The organism is Rothia sp. L_38 (genome assembly GCF_050689125.1).
GTDB lineage: Bacteria > Actinomycetota > Actinomycetes > Actinomycetales > Micrococcaceae > Rothia.
Genome location: NZ_JBOEQD010000005.1, coordinates 37,999 through 56,804 on the forward strand (window position 1 = coordinate 37,999; position 18,806 = coordinate 56,804).

An 18,806-nucleotide genomic window follows, 5' to 3' on the forward strand; every position below is an offset into this window, starting at 1 on the left:
ATTAGTCCATTTCTGTAGTGGTCGTGGTCAAAAGATTGCAGGGGTAGGGGCGCCCGTTATCGGGCTGCCACATCGAGAGCTGGGCGGTTTCCAGCTCCAGCGGGTCGCGGATATCGGCGGTGATAGCTTCGAGCTGTTCCCACGCTTCTAGCGCTGCCCGGTGCGGTGATATGAGAATGAATCGCAACTTGTATTCGGTTACAGTCCAGGTCTCATAGGTGGCGTTCTCAACTTCGATGAGGATGACGGGTTCACCTGAGTTGAGGTTCCCGTTAGCTTCCTCAGGGTCGAGGGTGGCTAGCACCTGGTGCCCGGCCTCTTGCAGTGCGAGGTTGGCGCGGGTAGCCCAGCGCCGGGCTATCTCAAGCTGGCTCATGCGATGGGCACCCCCGTCCAGGGCTTGAGCAAGATACGTGCAGCGTGCAGCGGGTCGGCGCCGATTCGCATAAGCTCCAGTCCCTCACCGTTATCAAATTGCGCGATGCCGTTCTGTGCGTTGCGGCGCCAGAAGAGATCTGCGGCGGTTTCGATGATGGCTCGCTCATGGATTGAATCGGGCACGGTTACCCCGGCGATGTGCGCGGCCACAAGGTCAGCTGCCTCTTGGGTGCAGCCGTTGATGTAGTCAGTGACCTGGCCGGTTTTGACCTGCTGCGCTACCTGTGGGGCTAGCTCTTCAACTGTTTTCATTAGCTACTACTCGCGTGATGCGCCGAAGTTTACAGGCAGCAGGGCATCGGGGTAGGGGGTCAGGTGGGTCATGTACCCGTAGATGCTGAAATCCTGGGAGAGGTTCAAAACGTTCTGGTCTTGCAGGTGGAAGGGCGCACCCGGTGATTCGAGGGTACGGATGGCGATGGGGTCGAAGAAGAGGGCACGGTTTTCGACGCCGTTGAGCACGCGGATAGGCAGGCCCAGCAGGTTGCCAAAGCTCTTAGGCAGGTTCAGCTCACCTACCACGTTGACGCCGGTGCCGGTGAGGGTCAGCAGCGGGCGGCCATCGGCCCCGGCTTCACGGGCAAGGATCTTGAAGATGTCCTTAGAAATAGCCAGGTGGGTCAGGCTGTAATTACGATCTTCAAAGATTTCGGCAGCGTCTGCGATGGCATCAATCCAGTCGAAGGCGCCGAAGTCGGTAGGCACGTTGACTGCGTGACCTGCTGAAGAGTCTGCGGTGTGCTTGGCCAGCAGGGCGTCGGCTTCCTTGATGATGTGGGCCTTGATAGCGGCCTCGGTCTGGGCGCCGTATTCCAGGCCCATAGCGCGGAGCATGTCGTTCACTACCCATGATTCGGAGCGGTCGATAACCTGCTGCGAGAGAGTGTTAGCGCCGCCGTAGGTCTCAACGGGGGCTGAGAACTTTTCAACGGTGAAGCCTGCGCCCTTGGCCAGGGGGTCAAGTTCCTTAGCCTGCTTGGCGACAACGGCGTTCTTGGAGGTCTTGATGTAATCCACGGTCATGCCCTTAGAGGGCAGTGCGCCGGTGTCAAACATGTTAGTCCAGGGGCGGCGCTTGACAATTTCGCGGGTGAGGTCGCCCAACCAGCCGGGGGTGGTGGCCATCTTTGAGGGGATGTCGGCGGTGGTCAGGTCGCGGTAGAGGGTTGCAGCGTCCTCATGGCGGGGGTCTGAGGGGGTGGCCAGGGCCTTGACCATTTCGCCAAAGGAGTCAAAGGCAGCGGCGCGGGCGACGTAGGCGGGGGTGTCGTCCACGGGGGCGGGGGCAAATTCACCGGCGGCGGCACGGCGTTCGAAGTCGTTGAGCTTGGTGCTGAAGTCAGTGGCCACGGCGTCCAGCTCGGAGCGGGTGATGGTGTCCATGGTGATGGGTTCTTTCTTCTCGATGGATCGGGATTCGGTGACCTGGGCGGTCTTGTAGGCGGGGAAGGCTGTTAGGGAGTACTCGATGACCTCGATGCGTTCGTGGACGATGAGGGGGCGTTCTTCGCCCTCAAGGTTTTCTTCGCGCCACTGGATGGGCTTGAAGCCAACGCTGAGGCCGGTGAGGGTTCCGTCATTCAGCAGCGTTCGGGTCTCTTCACCTAGGCCGGTGGTACTGAGAGCTGCGGTAATCTGCATTCCCTCATCGGTGCTGGCAGATTCTGTTACCCGCCCCACCAGGCGTTCCATGTTGTGGTCTCGCAAGATGGGAACGCCGGAGCCGGTGCCGTCCTCTACACAGCCGGGCTCGAAGCGCTCAGAGAACCAGGGGGTTTCATAGATTTCGGTGTAGGACAGGCCTAGGCCGGTGAAAGAGCCGCCATCGGCGCGGATAATCTGGCCCATGGTGCGGGTGGCGTGGCCGTGCGAGTCTGTTAGGTCGCTAATTTTCAGGGGCATTGCTGGCCTTTCCTACTTTCTGGAGCTGGTCTATCTGGGAATCTGTGAGCGGCTCTAGGCCCTCGCGGTGGCGGGCTTCATCGGGGGTGATAAAGCCGGAGCTGATACCTAGTGCGTATGAGGCGTAGCGGGCAGCGGTGTCGCCGCGTAGCAGGGCTTCGATGTTGAAGCGGGCTTTTGCCCCCATCGGGGCTAGCTCAGAAAGGGCTTCCTCGATTTTTCTTAGGTACTCGATCAGGGTGAAGCGGGTGAATGCTACCCATTCCTGCTCTACATTCGAGTAGGTGAGGCTGTTGCCGTCGAGGGATACCAGCATCAAGGCCGATGGGATGCCAAAGAGCCGGGCTATATCGGTGACGGTGAATTTTCGGACGTCCAGCCACTGGGCATCTTCTGGATTCAGCAGCAGGGGGGTGTAGGTGAGGTCGCCACCGAGGACGCGCACCCGTGAGGGGTTATCGGGGTCTTGCGCTGCCATATTCCAGGCTTTCATGGTGGCCTGTGATTCGGCTGCGGTCTTGATGGAGGGGCCGGTCAGTAAGCCACTGGGCTGGCCTGATTTGTTGAACCAATTGGTGGAGAAGTCGCGTACTTCGATAGCCCCGGCGATTTCCTGGCGTGCAGCCTGAATGGGGCCGAGCCCCCGGCTTGCACCGGGGATAGGCATAAACTTCTGGTGAAGAATCTCAGCCTGTTCTTGCCCCGCGTACCAATAGGTGATGTGGCCGGTCTTGGGGTTTTCGGAGATGGTGACCTCGCGCGGGGGAAGTACCTGCACGCGCAGAATATCGCCGGTCTTGCCGCGTACTACGCGCAAGAAGAGGTTGCCGTCAGTGGCCAGGGATAGCACAGCTTCTTGAATCCACTGGGTACGGGTGGTGGTCGGGTCGGGTCGGCGGATAACTGAGGCCGTTGACTCTACCGGCAGCACCTTTTGCCCCCGGTGCTGTTCTATGGTGAGCTGACCGGCTGCGGTGGAGATGATTTGCAGGGCGCGAAAGACTGGGATAAGGCCCAGTGCGTCGGCGGCGGCGGCGGGCTCGTAGCCGTACATGCGTTCGGTGGCTACCCGCAGGGGCACGTAGTCGGCGCGGGGATCCACTAGGGTGCCATCGTCACCGGCGACGGCGCGGGCTTCGATGGTCTCGAAGGCGCTGCGGACGCGGTGGCTGATGGCTTCTAGCGGGGTATTCATAGAAGCGATTTAAGCGTTAAGGGCGCGAGTGTTAAAAGAAACGGTGGCCATTAGTGGCCAACAGTGGCCAACAGTGGCCAATAGCGTCCACCTAGTAGGGCAGCGCCAGAGCTGGCACCTTATCAGCTTGCGGGTGCATGACGGCATAGACGGCCACGGTTGCAGCTACCAGGGCGTGAATTTCAGCCGGGGTCTTATCGCGCGAGAAGCGCCTGACCCCGTTGGACGTCTGAGGCACAGCGTAAGAGAGCTGGGCGCGCACTTCATCAGCAGCGGTGCCCGCCGGAATGTGCAGGCACCCCTCAATAGCGATAAGGTTCAGCAAGTTCTCAGTAGCTTGGCCGTATTCGGCCAGGCTCAGGGCGCGCACATCTGTACCTGCTGCGGTAAGTTCGGTGGTGATGCGCTGGGAGGGGCCGCCACCGTCGGCCACGATGGTAGCGCCCCAGTCTTCTGCCAGCTCGCGCACGGTATCGGCCACCCAGGCTGTGCCGGGGGCTTGCTTGTAAATCTGGAAACATGGTGCATCGTTTTCGAGCCAGCCGATGACCACAGCAGCGGCCTTAGAATCTTTGGCTACCTCGTAGGCTATGACGGCCTCGGAACGGTCAGCAGGCGGGGCGGTAATGGTCGGCAGCTCGTCCCAGAGGGAAAGGTCAATGATGGCCGTGCGGGCGCCGCCTACGCGGTTGCCGTAGGCGCGGATAAAGGTAGACCGCTTCTCTAGCGATTCCTTGGCCTTTTCGGCGCGCACTTGTAGAGCCTCTTCGTCAATCGTGTTACCAAGAGCGGGGTGGTATTGCCACCACACAGCAGGGTCGAAGGGGTCGGCGTTCTCTGGTACTGAGTATTCGATGTAGCACAGGTTCGGGTCGGCACCTGCGCGCCCGGTTTCCACCAGCTCGTTCATGAAGTCAGATTCAATGGTTCCCATGGTGGAGAACATCCAGACCTGCGCGGACTTGCCTAGGGTAATCTGGGCGGGTTCAGCTGCACCTAGGAGGGCTTCACCTAGGGGCTTGTCGTAGTGCCAGATTTCATCAAAGCTCACCAGGTGCGGGTGTTCGCCATGCAGGGCCGAATAGGTGGGGGAGAATCGCGTGACGTGGCAGCCGGGTTTGTCGATTAGCTTGATGCCCTCACCGCCGTTGGAGCGCTGGGAGCTAATGACCATCTTCATCGGGGAGCCCTCAACTAGCTCGATCAGTTCAATAATACGTTTGCGGGCGTCCTGCCCAGACTGGGCAGTGTACCAACAGGCAGCAGGTACGCCCCGGGTCATCATCCGGTGAATCTGAACCGGCCCCATGAGGGTGGTTTTCCCGGACTGGCGGGGCACGGTAATCAGAACGTGGGTGTACTTGTAGATTCGCCGTCCCCTGGCATCTAGCTTGAATTGACTGGCTACATCGATGGCGCGGCGCTGCCAGGGCATCAAGGTGAAGCCCAGCAGCTTGGCAACTCGCTCTACCTCGTGTAGCTCGCTTTGATACTGAAAATCACGGGGCGGATGGTAGGCAGGCTCAGGGGCGTAGCGGAAAATCTCAGTACGGTAATCCATGATGCAGGCGGGTTAGCTCAGGGGGGTAGGGGTGTTGGGCTGGGCCGTGATGGCGTCAATCAAGTTATCGATGGTCATGCCAGCGGCTTCAACGGTCTTTTCGAGCTTGGGCAGCTCAGAGAAAACACTGTTGACGGCGTTGAGGTACATGGCCTTGCCGGAGAGCTTGCCATAGCGGGCACCCCTATCCCACTCGCGGGCAGCTTCAATGGCAAGAACACAGTATGCCTCTTCTGCCTGGGTGACCAGTCCAATTTCTTGCATGTAGACCACCGTGCGGCGGGTGGCGGCCTCAAGATTGCCGACTTCGTGGGCCGGTTCTTCGAAACCTGGCAGCAGGTCTTGAGTTGTGTCGCGTAGTGCGTTTTTATCTTGAATTTTGGCGACTTTTTGGGCGGGTGTGAGGGTCATTTTTTTGTGTCCTTTTCGTGGGTTGACGTGGGGCAATTTTTTTATAGAAGCCGGGGGAGGGGAAGAACAGGCGCGGGCTGTTCTAGGTGCACTTCGGCTCAAAAAACGCGGAATTATCGATGATTCGTGAGCCTTCGTCGATGTCATCATGCCTATCTGAGTAGTTGCACCTTGCGTGTGCCAGTCCCAGGTTGCTTAGCTCATGACTTCCTCCATTTCGTTGCTTCTTTTTGTGCTCAATCGTGGCTTCTTTCGCGCTTCTGATTGGTCTTCCACAGATGCAGCAGACAAGACCATACAGCGCAATGAGCTGCGCCTTGAGCTGCTGTCGCTGTTTGTATGGGATCTGCTCCCACTTCATGAGCTCTTGGTCTGCTGCTCTGCGATGTACTTAGCTATCACTGCTGGTGCGTAGCGCACCTGTGAGCCGATGCGGATATGCGCCGGGGCTGTGTGGGTTTCCGTGCGCCACCGGCGTAGGGTGCGAGGGGCTACCCCCAGTATCTCGGCGGCCTGTGCCTCAGTGAGTAGGCGGGGCTCGCGTAGGCGGCGGGCGGGGTCATAGGCCACGGTGGGGCACTCCTTGAGGGCGTAGGGCTAGGTTGGTGGCACGGATGGCGAGGTGATAGGCGCGGGTAGCTAGCTGGTAATCGTTGAGCACGGCGTCGAACTCGTCGGGTGTTAGGGTGAGGTCTTGGTGTGCTGCGGTGAGCCTATTGGCTGCGTAGGTGAGGTTGTTGCGGGCGGCGTCCAGGGTGTTCAAGCTCAGTCCATTACGTTGTGAACCAGCAGGCCAGAGAGGACGCCGATGGTAATCGTGAAGGCGTCTTCATCTGACATGCCGAGGTTGGCGAGAAAGGCCGTGAATACCAGGGCTATGAGTGATACCAGCAGAATCACGGCGAACTTGGTGAAGATGTTCATGGGGGGCTCCTTAGATGTAGTGGCCTATGTTGTTGGGTGGTCTAGGGGGTAGGGGCTTGCGTGCTTGCTCCTTGGCTAGTGCTGCGCGGCGTTGTGCAAGGAGAAGTCTGACTTGCTCGCGCCCTTGTCCGCTTCCTCTACTGCTTTCACTAACCGTTCCCATGCTTCTACCATTGCTGTGGTTTGGGCAGCGGTAAACAGTTTGGCCGGGGATTCGACGCTCACCGACGACTTCACATCCTGGCTCGGTGCATTCGAGCCAGCGCCAGTAGGCGCCGGTGTGCTCTGGGCAGTAGCGGGTGTCGTAGGAGCCGGTTGGCCTGGTGCAGACGAGACATTTCCGCTGGCTGATAGCTTGTGCTGCAACCACCGGGGCGGGGCGTTGTTGGGAAGATTGATTGACGGGATCATTCTTTGCTTTCTTCATTGCCCTGCGGTTAGCCAGGGGTATGACGTTGTTTTCATCGGACACGGAAGCTGACCTTTCGAGCCCTGGCCTTTCTGTGCTCTCGTTCTGCTAGCCATGCCTGATAGCTTCTTAGGTTGTCTTCTGCTGTGGGTCTTAGGGCTCGTGGTAGGGCTGTACCTCTAGGGGATAGGGGTTTATCTGCTCTTACTCCCTGCCCTGGCTCTTGTGCTGCGTAGTGAAGAATCACCATGCCCTACTCCTTTCTGTATGTATAGTTATGCAGTTCTATACGGGCACCCGCTTTCATCTCTCATTGGGAGCGAGGGAGGGAGCGGGATGCCCCATATCCCACAAGCAAAAGGGAAAGTGGATACACTTCCCCCTTAGTCGTGAGATATGGCGTCTTTTGGGACTCTCACCGGTCGGTCGGTCGGTCGCTTACAGACGGCCCTGGGCATTACTCCAGGACAGTGGCGGCGTGTATGCAGAGATCTGGCCCATCAGCTCAGATGGGCGCCCTGTGGGCACAGTTTCGGCACTCCTTCACCCCATAGCCTCGCGGTCTATGGAAGCAACTGCCTGCCTCTGCATGCGTGTATAGAACTGCGGTAACCCTCTAACGGCCAACTACCGTGCTTCCTACAGTCACGGCTCCCCTATTTGGTCTAGATGCCGGGGTTAGCACCTCTGATATTTAGTTATGGGTCTAGGCGGTTTCCAGCCCTGCCTAGCGGGCCACTGGTGTAGCAATCAGGCTCTTATGCCCTTGCTTTCGTGCGAGTACCCGGAGTCGAACCGGTAGCCACCCATATAGCAATGAATCGAAGCGTGCAGCCCCAGGCTGCGCCATACTTGCTTGTTCCCTGCCTAAGCCGTTCGCGGTAGCTCAGGCAGGGCTCTAGAACACACATATTCGGTTATTTAGCTACCGCCCCGGAAGAGCTAGGGGGTAGCCGTGCCCTGCGCTGGAGTCGAACCAGTTTGATTGCGTGCGGTTATCCTCGGAACACTTACCCTTACTACTTTTTGTGTAGATAGGTTGATTGATTCAGTAGGTTGCAGCCCCAGGCTGCGCCCGCAGGGCTTGCCTCTAAAGAGGCTGGTTAGAGATGGTGAGTAGGCAGTCGCCACAGATGGGGCATAAGCCGTCATAGAGCTTGAAAATGCCTTCCACCATAGATGTCTTGACGTATTCGCAGGTTGCAATGGTTTCATCGCAGTCAGTGCAGAATATGTGAAGAGTCAGAAACATCTATGCTGCCTGTGCCTCGTTGATGCCGAGGAAGTCGGTCATAGCGGCCAGATCTTCGCGCAGGTTCGCGGCCCGGGTTTCCTCGATAGAGAGGTCTTGCTTCAGCTTCTCGATCTTGTCGGTAACAGCCTCAAGGTGCAGCGTGGAAGTCTCGTACTGACGGCGTACGGTGTCGAAGATGGCTTCAGAGGGGACGGGGATAGTCTTCTTACGTGACATGGGGTTTACCTTTCGTAGGGTTTAATAATTCACATGCTTAGTTTGATAATTTCGGTGGCCGCTTTGGCCCTTTCAGCGTTTACCTATCTCAGAACATCGATCTGGAGAAGCGTCGATAAGGTGCAGCTTGTTGGGCGTATCTCTTATGAAAGAAGCGGGGTAGTTGAGCAATACCCCTCAGTTCGCCCAATTGGCTTTGGTTCCAGCTGGAGAAAAGCAACCATCGAGAATATTGGTGACCATCCAGCTCGAAACGTCACCATGAAGATCATTGGTAGCGACGGAAAAGTAAAGAACGAACGAGATGTTGCTGAAGTCATCGGCTCTCACAGCTCCTTTTGGGTGCGTACGGACCCCATTCCTGATGAACAGGAAACTTGGATTATTGAATGGGATCACCCGCATTGGGTGATGCGCCTGTTCAAGCGTCGTCGGCGCTGGGTTCACTTTTTGAACGATTAGCTCGTAAAATCTTGAGGTTTCTCAGGGCTAAAAGGTTCATCACGATGGCAGCGACGGCGGTGATGAGTGCAGCTACTTCAAGCCCTGTCATTAGTCTTTTCTTTCTGAGAGCAGCTGCTGAATCTCTTCGTAAATCTCCCGATTTCCCTTTGGAAGATTGAGAGTGAAGTTGTGAATTGTTGCGGTCTCTTCTTTGGGGGAGGCCGCTTCTTTTATGGCTTCTGCGATGATTTCAGCTGCCACGATGATTGAGGCTGACCGTAGGCTGAGGTTCATTTGCCCGTCGAAGTCAAAGAGGTCCATACACCTCAGTTCTTCGAGACGCTTTGCAATGTCCATTACTCACCCCTTATCTTCTAAATTCTCACCACACACAGGGCACTTTGGTTCAAACTCCATGCCAAACCCAAAGCGAGAAGCATAATCAGGCCTGACCTGCACTTTTGCCTCAATACACTCATAGGGGCAGGCCATTTCAAAACTGATACTTTCCATCATTTACCCTTTCCTGCGGTCTGAAGTTCGCGCATTACGCGGAAGTGCTCAATTTCAGTTGGTTCAAAGAGGAAAGCGCCGCGTAGTCCAGGAACCTTAGTCTTGGCAGACAGTTCCCCTGCATGGACTTTTCGAATGACAGTTTGCGGTGTCACTCCCAAGCGCCTTGCTGCATCAGCTGTTGTTACCAAGCGGTTAGAACTTTCCATAGGGACAGCTTACAACCTTTAACATCACACTGCAACTGTCCATAGGGATATTGTTAAACGTTTAGCGCAAGAATAGACTTAGGCGTATGACTAGAGCTGAACATGCACGTGGATTTGTCCCCCAATGGACGCTTGGCGACAGGCTGCGAAAAGCGCGCCTAACCACTGGGTTGGGGATTGTTGAATTTGCCGAGAAAGTGGGCATTTCAAGAGTTACTGTCAGGAATGCAGAGAGCGACAGAACGGAGCCACAGACCAACACAATCAAGCTGTGGGCATTGGCCACGGGGGTTAACTACGAGTGGCTATTAAACGGAACAACGCCCCCACCGGAAGATGGTGAAGGCGTTGCTGAACCGGGAGCCCCCAGTCAGATTCGAACTGACGACCTTTTCTTTACGAGGGAAATGCTCTACCCCTGAGCTATGGAGGCCTGCTCCCACCCCTTTATCGGGGGCGAACGAAAGAAAACTTTACCAGAAAGAGAGGGCTGCAACCACCGGTTACGGGCACTGCTGACCAAAAGCATGGCACCTCCAACCCTAGATTTTGTGGCCTGCAACACTAGAATGGATGGCATGACAAGTTCACAGCGTTCCGGGCTGCACCCCCGCCCGGTTTTCAATCAGCTCCCCAAGTACGCCGCAGGTAAACCCCCGGCGCCGGTTGAGGGGCTTACCCAGTACAAGCTCTCATCGAATGAGAACCCCTTCGGTCCGGTGGCCTCGGTTGCTCAGATTCTGGCTGAGTTCGATACCATCCACCGCTACCCCGACCCGCTCTCTACCGCCCTACGTACTGCGCTAGGGGAGCACCTGGAGGTTGACCCCGAGGATATCGTCACCGGCGCAGGAAGCTTAGGTGCCCTGACCCAAATTCTGACCACCTTTGCAGGTACCCACACCGACGGTGTGCAGGACGAAGTTATCTACGCCTGGCGTTCCTTCGAGGCCTACCCTATCTGCGTTGGCCTGGCCGGTGCTAAGAGCGTGCAGGTGCCCAACCTGCCCAACGGCGCCCACGATCTGGACGCTATGGCAGCTGCCGTGACCGACCAGACCCGCGTCATCCTTATCTGCACCCCCAATAACCCCACCGGCCCGGCCGTCACCGAGTCCCAGGTGCGCAACTTCCTGGCCAAGGTACCCAGTGATGTACTCGTGGTGATTGACGAGGCCTACTTCGAGTTCTGCGCGGCCTCCGAGATTCCCGAGGGTCAGGAACCTCCCGTCAACGGTCTGGACGTCTACCCCGACTACCCCAACGTTGCTATTCTGCGCACCTTCTCCAAGGCCCAGGGCCTGGCTGGCCTGCGCGTGGGCTACTCCATCACCCATCCCGAGGTCACCGCCCACCTGCGCGTGGGTGCCACTCCCTTTGCGGTCAGTGCCCTGGCCGAAAAGGCCGCCGTGGCCTCCCTTGATCACAACGACGAGGTTATGGAGCGCGTGGAGCACCTGGTCGCTGAGCGTGAAAAAGTCGTTGCAGGGCTTCAGGATCTGGGCTACTGGGTGCCCGAAACCCGGGCCAACTTCGTCTGGCTCCCCCTGGGTGAGCACTCGGCAGCCTTCGCTGCCCTGGCTGAAGCCAACGCCCTGTCCGTGCGCGCTTTCGCCGGCGAGGGTGTGCGTGTGAGCATCGGTGAGGACGAGGCCAACGCCCGCCTGCTCACCATCGCAGCAGAGTTCGAAGAACGTACTGATAAGCCCCTCTAGGGCAGGCGGACGGTAGGCGGGCGGTGTCATCTGCCCGCCTACCTCAACTTATTTGCAATTAATCCCTCAAAATTCTAAAAATGGACCCTCTCTGCCCCTGAGCAGGCGTAGGGTTAAGAAAAGGTATTAACAGAGCACAACCGGAGACCCCCATGTCACAGACGCAAAACCCCAGCAACCCTTGGGGAACGCCAGAGCGTATCCAGCTCATGAACGAAGCGGGTGAGACCACCCCCCACACCAGCTTCTCGCCCTACGTCGACGAACTGACCGGCGAAGACCTCAAAGATATGTACCGCACCATGGCCCTGACCCGACGTTTCGACGACGAAATGACAGCGCTCCAGCGCCAGGGGCAGCTGGCCCTCTGGGTACCTTCCCGCGGGCAGGAAGCAGCCCAGGTGGCGTCCTCCCGGGCTCTTGCCGCCAACGACTACATCTTCCCCTCCTACCGCGACCACGGGGTGCTTCTCGAACGCGGTATCACCCCCGAAGAAATCACCCCCCTCTTTAGGGGCTCAGGCACCCTGGGCTGGGACGCCAAAAAGCACAACGTGCACTCCTACACCCTGGTGCTGGCCGCCCAGGTACTCCATGCCACCGGCTATGCCATGGGGCTGAACCTCGACGCCGAGATCCAGGCAGAAACCGGTCAGGCCCAGACCGGCCAGGGTCAGGCGACCGACCCCGAACAGGACGCCGAGAAGCCCGCCGTAGCGGTCTACTTTGGCGACGGGTCAACCACCGAAGGCGACGTACACGAATCTATGATCTTTGCGGCCAGCTACAACGCGCCCGTCCTTTTCTTCGTGCAAAACAACCACTGGGCCATCTCTGTGCCCTTTAGCGTGCAGTCCCGCGTGCCCATCTCAACCCGCGCCGCCGGCTACGGCTTTGAGGGCCTGCGCGTGGACGGCAACGACGTGCTAGCCGTCTACGCCGCCACCCGCTACGCCATGGACAAAATCAGGGCGGGGGAGGGGCCCGTGCTGATTGAGGCAGAAACCTACCGGCTCGGCCCCCACACCACGGCCGACGACCCTACCAAGTACCGCCCCGAAGACCACAGCGCCACCTACGAGCCGCTCGACCCCATGGTGCGTCTCGAAGCCTACCTGCGTTCAACCGGCCAGGCCGACGACGCCTTCTTTGACGAGGTCACCGCCTACACCAAAGAGCAGGTGAAGGGCGTCCGCTCCTACGTCCTTGCCAGCGAACCCGAGACCTTCGAAACCTACCTGGACCGCGCCTACGCGGCCCCCCACCAGCAGGTGGAGGACGACCGTGCCTTCTACCGCGCCTACAACGACGGCTTCGAGGAGGACTAACCCATGTCAGAACAGAACCCCCAGCAGGGCACCGAAACCCTCACCCTCGCCAAGGCCATCACCCGCGCCCTACACGATGAAATGACCGCCAACCGCAAGGTTCTGGCCCTGGGTGAAGACATTGGCAAACTCGGTGGCGTCTACCGCGTGACCGACGGCCTGCAAAAGACCTTTGGTCCCACCCGCGTCATGGACACCCCCCTGGGCGAATCCGGCATTATCGGAACCTCCATCGGCATGGCTCTGCGCGGCTACCGGCCCGTACCCGAAATTCAGTTCGACGGCTTCGTCTTCCCCGGCTTCAACCAGATCACCTCGCAGCTGGCAAAAATGCACGGCCGCACCCACGGTCAGTATCAGGTGCCCGTTACCGTCCGTATTCCCTACGGCGGCATGATTGGCTCGGTAGAGCACCACTCGGAGTCACCCGAGGCCCTCTTTACCCACACCCCGGGCCTGCGCGTGGTGACCCCCTCGTCCCCCCACGACGCCTACTGGATGCTCCGCAAAGCCATCGCCCACCCCGACCCGGTCATCTACTTCGAGCCCAAGCGCCGCTACTGGATGAAGGGTGAGGTCAACTTTTCAGATACCGACTTCGACCCCTTTACCGCCCAGGTGGTGCGTGAGGGCGATGATCTGACCATCGCCACCTATGGCCCCCTGGTCCCGGTTGCCCTGGCAGCGGCCCAGGCTGCTGAAGAGGACGGCCACTCCATCGAGGTGCTCGATCTGCGTTCCCTCTCGCCGCTTGATCTGCCCAGCATTGAGGCTTCGGTGCAGAAAACCGGGCGTCTTGTGGTGGCCCACGAGGCCCCCGCTTTTGGCGGTATTGGCTCAGATATCGCAGCCGCCATCACCGAGCGCTGCTTCTATCACTTAGAGGCCCCCGTGATTCGTGTCGGTGGCTACCATATTCCCTACCCGGTCTCTCGCGTTGAAGAAGAGTACGTGCCCGGCATCGACCGCCTGCTCGAAGCCGTTGACCGTTCCCTGGCCTACTAGCCCGAAAGGCATACCATGTCACAGATGTTTAACCTGCCCGATGTGGGCGAAGGTCTGACCGAGGCTGAAATTCTCAGCTGGAAGGTTGCCCCCGGCGATACGGTCGAGATCAACGACGTACTTGTTGAAATCGAGACCGCTAAGTCAGTGGTCGAGCTACCCTCCCCCTACGAGGGCACCGTGCAGGAGCTCCTGGTTGCCGAGGGCGAGACAGTAGAGGTGGGCACCCCCATCATCGCTATTGCCGGGGAAGGCGCCGAAGAAAGCGGGGGGAGTAGGCTTGCTGCAGAGCGTCCGGACGCCGCCCCCCAGCAGTCTGCCGCACCGGCAGGGGAGCAGGGCGGCGGCAACGCCCTGGTAGGCTCAGGCCCCAAGGCCGACCCCGTCAAGCGCCGGGCCCGTAAGAAGACAGCCGCTACCCACCCGGTTGCTGCCCAGCCCGTCGCCGTCCCCCAGCCTGCGGGACCTGCCGGCGCTGCTGCGTCCGCTCAGGTACCCGCCTCTACACCGTTGGGCACCGACAGCCGCCGTCAGCTGCTGACCGGCCTGCCCGCCCGCGCGGGCAAGCTCCTGGGCGAAGGTGGCAAGGGAATGCTCCGCCGCCTGGGAAGCCATGAGCTGCCCGCAGAAACCGGCACCAGTGAGGTGCCCCGCCGCCAGCCCCTGGCCAAGCCCCCCGTGCGTAAAGCAGCCCAAGACATGGGCATCGACCTAGCCCAGGTCACCCCCACCGGGGACCAGGGGCAGGTCACCAAACGCGACCTGCTCAACTATGCAGCCCACCTGAGCCTCACCGAACAGGCCAGCATCACCGATACCACCGACCCCACCAGCTTCTGGATTCCCGCCGGTGCTGGCGGCGATCGTATCGAACGTATCAAGGTCAAGAGCGTCCGCAAGGCCACTGCCAAAGCCATGGTCGAGTCAGCCTTTAAGGCGCCCCATGTCTCAATCTTCGTGGATGTAGACGCCACCCGCACCATGGAATTCGTCAAGCGCCTCAAAAAATCACCCCAGTTTGAGGGCGTCAAAGTCACCCCGCTACTGATCCTGGCTAAGGCCGTTATCTGGGCAACTGCCCGCACCCCGCAGGTCAACGCCACCTGGACCGACTCCGAGATTCAGATTAAGCACTTCATGAACCTTGGCATCGCCGCAGCCACTCCGCGCGGCCTGATGGTCCCCAACATCAAGGATGCCCAGACCATGAACCTGCGGGAGCTGGCGATCGCTCTCAACGACCTGACCACCCGGGCCCGCGAAGGCAAAACCCAGCCCGCCGAAATGCAGCAGGGCACCATGACCATCACCAACATCGGCTCTCTGGGCATTGATACCGGAACCCCGATTATCAACCCCGGTGAGGCTGCCATCGTTGCCTTCGGCACCATTAAGCAGAAGCCCTGGGTCGTAGACGGTGAAGTAATTCCCCGCTGGGTTACCACCCTGGGCGGGTCCTTTGACCACCGCGTCCTCGACGGCGATCTGTCGGCTAAGTTCCTGGCAGACGTCGCATCAATCCTTGAGGAGCCCGCGCTCCTCCTCGATATGTAAAGGGCAGAAAAGCACAAGGCCCGGGCACTCAAAGAGCGCCCGGGCCTTGCAGCACACGGTAACCTCGCTGGCTCCGTCGAAAGTTCAACCTGATGGCTAAAAACCAACGGAACGAGTGTGAACAGAGTGAGGCTCCCGCCGGTTAGGGCGGGAGCCTCACAACGCCAAGGTACGAAACCTGGAGCATAATCCGAATTATCTCCCCCAAGAAATCCGAATCTATGGGCACTGAGCCCACATAAGTTCAGGTCTCGTAGGTTACCTTATGCCCTTGAGGTGCTCCTATCGATAATCTCTGGGTCAGTCCCCCAACGTCGCCAGAACACTGAGTCCCCCGACTCAGTGCAAGAAACACTCAAGTTACTGTAAATCTTAGTCGAGGGTGGCTCGGTCTGTATGTCCTCATATAGGGCGACACTAGCGCCTACACCGTGGGTAGGAGGCTAACCGCTTCCCTCAAAATGCCCACAAGACTGCCCCACCATAGATAAGGTGCCCAGACTAAATAAGCTCTAGAAACGTTCCACCACGCCGGTCTGAGAAATCTCAATGGCACTAGGTTCTTCGTCCTCTGAATTGCCATCGTGCACCAGCATGACAGCGGTCTGATCGTCAGCGGGGAAGGCACGCACCGTGATAGTACCGCCTGACGCGTTATCAAAAAGATCAACCGCACACTGGGTAAGCGCCAGCGATACGCGGGAGGGTAGGGCCGAGCCGCGCTCGTCCAGAATATCGACCTTGACCCCGCGCTGGCGGGCCAGCCAGGCGGCGTCCAGAATCTCCTTATTCACGATGTAGCGACCGCGAATCGTATCGCGCAGCTGCGCCTCGGTGAAGCGGAATTCGTCCATCTCGGCGCGGGTCACCGGTGACTCGTTATAGGCGATGCGGTGCAGCATATCCTCGGTCAGGGCGCGGACCTCCTGCACACGCTGGGTAGCGATAGCGCCCATATCGGTCTCTTCGGCGCGCCCGGCGTCCGCGATAATGCGCATACCGCGGGCCTGCCTGGTCTTAGAGACCGCCTGCTCAATCTGCTTGGGCACAATCATGCTCACCAGCATGAGCAGGAAGGGGATAGCAAACTCGGTAGAGAGCGTCAGGCGGGTATCGAAATAGTTGGTGTGCCAGCTCAGCACCAGCACCACAAAGCCACAAAAGAAGAGCCAGCCAAAGAAGGTATGACGGCGCAAGACCAGCCCCGCAGCCAGCAGGGTGTAGGCCATGAGGGGCCAGGAGAGATTGGAGAAGGTAATCGAGTGGCTGATAGCGCTCAGCGTAGTATCAACCGAGTTAAGCCCCAGCACCATGATGATGGGCATCATGACGTCGGGCAGGGCCAGACGCTTGGTGGGAAGGAAAACCGGTAGTGTAGCCAGGGCGTAGAGACTCAGCAGAATCGCCCAGTGGGGGGCGCGGGTGACGGTGTAGTGGTCGTACCAGAAGAAGAAAGACCCCAGAATCAGCAGGGTGACGGTACCCAGAATGAGGGTGAGGATGCGGGAGCGATAGTACTTAGCCAGCATTGGGTTCCTCATGGGGCCACTGGACGACGACGCGGGTGCCCTTCTCCGGTGCCGAGGTAATGGTGACCATACCACCGGCGTCCTCCATCGATCGAATCATCGACACGCGCACGCCCAGGCGGCGGAAATCGATATCGCTCATCGAGAAGCCCTGGCCCTTGTCTGAGATGGTGCAGAGAATGTAGGGGCGCACCTCGTCGGAGCGGGTGGAGTTGAAGGGGCGGCGCATCTCGGTACGAATCGAGATCTGGGTGGTGCGGGTGCCCGAGTGGCGGGCAGAGTTAGATACCGCCTCGGTGACGGCGTGGGTGAAGGCCCTTGCTGCGGTGTAGGGCAGGGTGGAATCGGGGCTGGCGAGCGGGTGCTTTTCGATGGAGTCGGAGACAAAGCGCAGGCGCTGGTTCCAGGGCTCCACGCCCTCTGCAATCTGCTCGGTTAGAGCCTGGAAGGTGATGGGACGCTGGGGCTGGGACTTGAGAGCCTCTTCTTCGAGCACGCCGATGGCGCGGCGGGCTAGCAGTCGGGTGCGCTGGGGTAGCTCGCCGGGGTTACGGCTGGCGTCGAGCAGGGCTGCCATCACGTTATCGTGGACCAGCTTATCGAAGTCTTGCAGCTCCTTGGCGTAGTCGCGGGAGCGGTTGAGCAGAAGCTGGGCAGAGAGGGTCTCGTAGTAGGTCTTATCTGATTCGCGGACGGCGTTGAGGGCAAAGCGGGCCAGGCCGGCCAGCAGGGCGCAACAGAAGCCTAGATAGGCCACACGAATGAGAAGCTCGGTGGCGTCGAGGGGGGAGCCTTTGATCACGTGGGCAGACACCGAGCTGATGACCAGTAGCACCGGGAAAACGATGCTGTGAATGATGCTCTCTCGCGGGCTTTCTTCGAAGACCGGAACCAGCATGGCATAGATGCCAAAGAGCCAAGACCAGGGAATTGCGGAGTGTTCAGCCCCTACCGTGAAGGGCCACAGAAGGTAAGAGCCGTAGGCGATCGCCAGCATAAAGCTCACAACCTTAGCAGAGACCTCCTTGCGAATGCCGTTGAACATCAGCAGGGCAGCGTGGGCTACTAGTAAGGGAATGATCGCCAGATACCAGTAGGAGTCACCCCCGCGAATCTCAGAGATGTTGGCAAGCGACTGGAATAGCAGACCTACAGCGATGAGGGAGTAGATGATTTCCAGGGTGCAGTAGAGGCCGAAGGAGCTCGGCCCCATGAGTCGCTGCTGCCCTGTGGTGAGGGAGAGTGACTTGAAGGAGAAAGAACGGATGCGGTCTGCCCGCGACGGTTGTAGCGCGTGGGCTAGGTCCCGGGAGGCGCCGCCGGTGGTGGTAGACAGGGTGCGTCCTTAGGTCTTCGCGTCTTAGAGGTTGCGGTCTGCGGTTGAGGTGTCTTCCATGGAATCAACCAGGCCGTCTTCGATGGCACGAATACGCAGGTCAATCTTGGTGGGGGCGGGGCGCCCTACGCGGGCGTACTTCTCGCGGATGCGGTCGATATTGGTCTTAACAGCGGACTGCTTGATGCCCATGCGGCGGGCTACCTGCACCTGGGCGAAGCCCGAGGCGTAGAGGCGCAGGGTTTCCTGCTCACGGGGTGAGAGATTGGCACGGGAGAACTCGTGGTCACCGTCGATTGCTGCCGCTAGTTCCTTAGTGACAACGGCCCTACCTTCGGCGATGTTCTTAGCTTCTGCCAGTGCGTGTTCCAGGGGCTCTGATTTGCGAACCAGACCAAGGGCACCTGCTTTGAGGGCTTCACGAATGAGGCCGGGGTTCTCGCCGATACTGAAGATGAGCACCTTAATACCGGCGCGCTGCAGGATATCGACGTTTTCTGAGGGGCGGGACTTATCTTGCAGGGAGAGGTCGAGCAGCACAACGTCGCAGTCGCGCTTGAGCTTGCCCAGGTCTGCTGAGGAAGGGTCGGAAAGGCTGCGACCCAGTGCAACGAGAAGATCTGCGGCGGTGGGTGCTGCGGCAACCAGTTCGATCTCGCTGGCGCCTGCTGCGACGGCTCGCATGCCCTCACGGACAACTTCGTGGTCATCGACAATGCCTACGCGTACTACGCTCATGTTCCCTACTTACCTCGTGTGCTGGTGCAACCTTCACCTGTGGGTGGTGGCTGCTCGTCGGTTGCCCTGTAACTGGAGTGCGGTGAGCAGACTGGGGTGTTTTTTCTTACGAAAATATTTTACA

22 protein-coding genes, 1 tRNA gene and 1 pseudogene are annotated in these 18,806 nt (G+C 59.2%); 6 read left to right on the top strand and 18 right to left on the bottom strand.

The genetic code is table 11. The annotated features are described in order from the left end of the window. Nucleotide 1 precedes the first annotated feature (1 nt). The 12 genes from ACRCJM_RS04890 to ACRCJM_RS04945 all read right to left on the bottom strand — a co-directional run bounded on the left by ACRCJM_RS04890 (nt 2) and on the right by ACRCJM_RS04945 (nt 8,311). Nucleotides 2-376, bottom strand: coding sequence for a hypothetical protein (locus ACRCJM_RS04890; RefSeq protein ID WP_431464020.1), 375 nt, complete (start codon nt 374-376; stop codon nt 2-4). Beyond that, the gene (locus tag ACRCJM_RS04895) at nt 373-690 is read right to left on the bottom strand and encodes a hypothetical protein (RefSeq protein WP_431464021.1); all 318 of its coding nucleotides are present in this window, start codon (nt 688-690) and stop codon (nt 373-375) included. The genes ACRCJM_RS04890 and ACRCJM_RS04895 overlap by 4 nt, the downstream gene beginning before the upstream one ends. Nucleotides 691-696: 6 nt before the next feature. Continuing rightward, entirely contained in the window at nt 697-2,340 is a 1,644-nt protein-coding gene (locus tag ACRCJM_RS04900; protein WP_431464022.1) for an HK97 family phage prohead protease, read from the bottom strand. Continuing rightward, nucleotides 2,324-3,535, bottom strand: coding sequence for a phage portal protein (locus tag ACRCJM_RS04905; RefSeq protein ID WP_431464023.1), 1,212 nt, complete (start codon nt 3,533-3,535; stop codon nt 2,324-2,326). Before ACRCJM_RS04905 ends, ACRCJM_RS04900 begins: the two co-directional genes overlap by 17 nt. Nucleotides 3,536-3,626: 91 nt before the next feature. Beyond that, nucleotides 3,627-5,096: a hypothetical protein gene (locus ACRCJM_RS04910; RefSeq protein WP_431464024.1), complete on the bottom strand. Its 1,470-nt coding sequence runs from the start codon at nt 5,094-5,096 to the stop codon at nt 3,627-3,629. Between the two features lie 12 nt (nt 5,097-5,108). Then, nucleotides 5,109-5,507: a hypothetical protein gene (locus tag ACRCJM_RS04915; RefSeq protein ID WP_237236071.1), complete on the bottom strand. Its 399-nt coding sequence runs from the start codon at nt 5,505-5,507 to the stop codon at nt 5,109-5,111. An 82-nt stretch (nt 5,508-5,589) separates the two neighbouring features. After that, on the bottom strand, nt 5,590-5,868 hold the full coding sequence (locus ACRCJM_RS04920) for an HNH endonuclease (protein ID WP_431464025.1): 279 nt from the start codon (nt 5,866-5,868) through the stop codon (nt 5,590-5,592). Then, on the bottom strand, nt 5,865-6,077 hold the full coding sequence (locus ACRCJM_RS04925) for a helix-turn-helix transcriptional regulator (protein ID WP_431464026.1): 213 nt from the start codon (nt 6,075-6,077) through the stop codon (nt 5,865-5,867). The genes ACRCJM_RS04920 and ACRCJM_RS04925 overlap by 4 nt, the downstream gene beginning before the upstream one ends. Beyond that, nucleotides 6,067-6,270, bottom strand: a complete 204-nt coding sequence (locus tag ACRCJM_RS04930; RefSeq protein WP_431464027.1) for a hypothetical protein — start codon at nt 6,268-6,270, stop codon at nt 6,067-6,069. The genes ACRCJM_RS04925 and ACRCJM_RS04930 overlap by 11 nt, the downstream gene beginning before the upstream one ends. Before the next feature lie 2 nt (nt 6,271-6,272). Continuing rightward, complete coding sequence (locus tag ACRCJM_RS04935; protein WP_431464028.1) at nt 6,273-6,431, bottom strand: hypothetical protein; 159 nt, start codon at nt 6,429-6,431, stop codon at nt 6,273-6,275. 75 nt (nt 6,432-6,506) lie between these two features. Beyond that, complete coding sequence (locus ACRCJM_RS04940) at nt 6,507-6,656, bottom strand: hypothetical protein (protein WP_431464029.1); 150 nt, start codon at nt 6,654-6,656, stop codon at nt 6,507-6,509. Nucleotides 6,657-8,092: 1,436 nt separating this feature from the next. Beyond that, nucleotides 8,093-8,311 carry a hypothetical protein gene (locus ACRCJM_RS04945; RefSeq protein ID WP_431464030.1) on the bottom strand — a complete coding sequence of 73 codons (219 nt, stop codon included), beginning with the start codon at nt 8,309-8,311 and terminating at the stop codon, nt 8,093-8,095. 54 nt (nt 8,312-8,365) lie between these two features. Between ACRCJM_RS04945 and ACRCJM_RS04950 the strand changes: the two genes are divergently transcribed. Then, nucleotides 8,366-8,773, top strand: coding sequence for a hypothetical protein (locus tag ACRCJM_RS04950; protein ID WP_431464031.1), 408 nt, complete (start codon nt 8,366-8,368; stop codon nt 8,771-8,773). 90 nt (nt 8,774-8,863) lie between these two features. On the opposite strand, the gene ACRCJM_RS04955 is transcribed toward ACRCJM_RS04950, so the two are convergent. After that, on the bottom strand, nt 8,864-9,112 hold the full coding sequence (locus ACRCJM_RS04955) for a hypothetical protein (protein WP_431464032.1): 249 nt from the start codon (nt 9,110-9,112) through the stop codon (nt 8,864-8,866). Nucleotides 9,113-9,267: 155 nt separating this feature from the next. Then, on the bottom strand, nt 9,268-9,477 hold the full coding sequence (locus ACRCJM_RS04960; protein ID WP_431464033.1) for a helix-turn-helix domain-containing protein: 210 nt from the start codon (nt 9,475-9,477) through the stop codon (nt 9,268-9,270). Between the two features lie 86 nt (nt 9,478-9,563). Between ACRCJM_RS04960 and ACRCJM_RS04965 the strand changes: the two are divergent. Beyond that, a pseudogene (locus ACRCJM_RS04965) lies at nt 9,564-9,785 on the top strand (helix-turn-helix domain-containing protein); the annotation flags it as partial. A gap of 53 nt (nt 9,786-9,838) precedes the next feature. On the opposite strand, the gene ACRCJM_RS04970 reads toward ACRCJM_RS04965, so the two are convergent. After that, nucleotides 9,839-9,910, bottom strand: a tRNA-Thr gene (locus tag ACRCJM_RS04970). A gap of 145 nt (nt 9,911-10,055) precedes the next feature. On the opposite strand from ACRCJM_RS04970, the gene ACRCJM_RS04975 reads away from it, so the two are divergent. The 4 genes from ACRCJM_RS04975 (at nt 10,056) to ACRCJM_RS04990 (ending at nt 15,079) form a co-directional block, all read left to right on the top strand. Continuing rightward, nucleotides 10,056-11,192, top strand: a complete 1,137-nt coding sequence (locus ACRCJM_RS04975; protein ID WP_431464034.1) for a histidinol-phosphate transaminase — start codon at nt 10,056-10,058, stop codon at nt 11,190-11,192. A gap of 152 nt (nt 11,193-11,344) precedes the next feature. Beyond that, nucleotides 11,345-12,520 (top strand): thiamine pyrophosphate-dependent enzyme, encoded by a 1,176-nt coding sequence (locus tag ACRCJM_RS04980; protein WP_431464035.1) that lies wholly within the window; start codon nt 11,345-11,347, stop codon nt 12,518-12,520. Between the two features lie 3 nt (nt 12,521-12,523). After that, nucleotides 12,524-13,525, top strand: a complete 1,002-nt coding sequence (locus ACRCJM_RS04985; protein ID WP_431464036.1) for an alpha-ketoacid dehydrogenase subunit beta — start codon at nt 12,524-12,526, stop codon at nt 13,523-13,525. A 15-nt stretch (nt 13,526-13,540) separates the two neighbouring features. Continuing rightward, nucleotides 13,541-15,079 (top strand): dihydrolipoamide acetyltransferase family protein, encoded by a 1,539-nt coding sequence (locus ACRCJM_RS04990; RefSeq protein ID WP_431464037.1) that lies wholly within the window; start codon nt 13,541-13,543, stop codon nt 15,077-15,079. A 512-nt stretch (nt 15,080-15,591) separates the two neighbouring features. On the opposite strand, the gene ACRCJM_RS04995 is transcribed toward ACRCJM_RS04990, so the two are convergent. The 3 genes from ACRCJM_RS04995 to ACRCJM_RS05005 all read right to left on the bottom strand — a co-directional run bounded on the left by ACRCJM_RS04995 (nt 15,592) and on the right by ACRCJM_RS05005 (nt 18,682). After that, on the bottom strand, nt 15,592-16,608 hold the full coding sequence (locus ACRCJM_RS04995; protein WP_431464038.1) for a hypothetical protein: 1,017 nt from the start codon (nt 16,606-16,608) through the stop codon (nt 15,592-15,594). Further along, nucleotides 16,598-17,821, bottom strand: coding sequence for an ATP-binding protein (locus tag ACRCJM_RS05000; protein ID WP_431464039.1), 1,224 nt, complete (start codon nt 17,819-17,821; stop codon nt 16,598-16,600). Before ACRCJM_RS05000 ends, ACRCJM_RS04995 begins: the two co-directional genes overlap by 11 nt. Before the next feature lie 147 nt (nt 17,822-17,968). Continuing rightward, nucleotides 17,969-18,682, bottom strand: a complete 714-nt coding sequence (locus ACRCJM_RS05005) for a response regulator transcription factor (protein ID WP_237196459.1) — start codon at nt 18,680-18,682, stop codon at nt 17,969-17,971. Nucleotides 18,683-18,806: the final 124 nt, after the last annotated feature.

Bases quoted from the DNA above. Each gene is read 5' to 3' on its own strand.
- ACRCJM_RS04890 (WP_431464020.1), bottom strand. From the start codon at position 376: ATGAGCCAGCTTGAGATAGCCCGGCGCTGGGCTACCCGCGCCAACCTC.
- ACRCJM_RS04895 (WP_431464021.1), bottom strand. From the start codon at position 690: ATGAAAACAGTTGAAGAGCTAGCCCCACAGGTAGCGCAGCAGGTCAAA.
- ACRCJM_RS04900 (WP_431464022.1), bottom strand. From the start codon at position 2,340: ATGCCCCTGAAAATTAGCGACCTAACAGACTCGCACGGCCACGCCACC.
- ACRCJM_RS04905 (WP_431464023.1), bottom strand. From the start codon at position 3,535: ATGAATACCCCGCTAGAAGCCATCAGCCACCGCGTCCGCAGCGCCTTC.
- ACRCJM_RS04910 (WP_431464024.1), bottom strand. From the start codon at position 5,096: ATGGATTACCGTACTGAGATTTTCCGCTACGCCCCTGAGCCTGCCTAC.
- ACRCJM_RS04915 (WP_237236071.1), bottom strand. From the start codon at position 5,507: ATGACCCTCACACCCGCCCAAAAAGTCGCCAAAATTCAAGATAAAAAC.
- ACRCJM_RS04920 (WP_431464025.1), bottom strand. From the start codon at position 5,868: ATGAAGTGGGAGCAGATCCCATACAAACAGCGACAGCAGCTCAAGGCG.
- ACRCJM_RS04935 (WP_431464028.1), bottom strand. From the start codon at position 6,431: ATGAACATCTTCACCAAGTTCGCCGTGATTCTGCTGGTATCACTCATA.
- ACRCJM_RS04945 (WP_431464030.1), bottom strand. From the start codon at position 8,311: ATGTCACGTAAGAAGACTATCCCCGTCCCCTCTGAAGCCATCTTCGAC.
- ACRCJM_RS04955 (WP_431464032.1), bottom strand. From the start codon at position 9,112: ATGGACATTGCAAAGCGTCTCGAAGAACTGAGGTGTATGGACCTCTTT.
- ACRCJM_RS04960 (WP_431464033.1), bottom strand. From the start codon at position 9,477: ATGGAAAGTTCTAACCGCTTGGTAACAACAGCTGATGCAGCAAGGCGC.
- ACRCJM_RS04975 (WP_431464034.1), top strand. From the start codon at position 10,056: ATGACAAGTTCACAGCGTTCCGGGCTGCACCCCCGCCCGGTTTTCAAT.
- ACRCJM_RS04980 (WP_431464035.1), top strand. From the start codon at position 11,345: ATGTCACAGACGCAAAACCCCAGCAACCCTTGGGGAACGCCAGAGCGT.
- ACRCJM_RS04985 (WP_431464036.1), top strand. From the start codon at position 12,524: ATGTCAGAACAGAACCCCCAGCAGGGCACCGAAACCCTCACCCTCGCC.
- ACRCJM_RS04990 (WP_431464037.1), top strand. From the start codon at position 13,541: ATGTCACAGATGTTTAACCTGCCCGATGTGGGCGAAGGTCTGACCGAG.
- ACRCJM_RS04995 (WP_431464038.1), bottom strand. From the start codon at position 16,608: ATGCTGGCTAAGTACTATCGCTCCCGCATCCTCACCCTCATTCTGGGT.
- ACRCJM_RS05000 (WP_431464039.1), bottom strand. From the start codon at position 17,821: ATGGGGCCGAGCTCCTTCGGCCTCTACTGCACCCTGGAAATCATCTAC.
- ACRCJM_RS05005 (WP_237196459.1), bottom strand. From the start codon at position 18,682: ATGAGCGTAGTACGCGTAGGCATTGTCGATGACCACGAAGTTGTCCGT.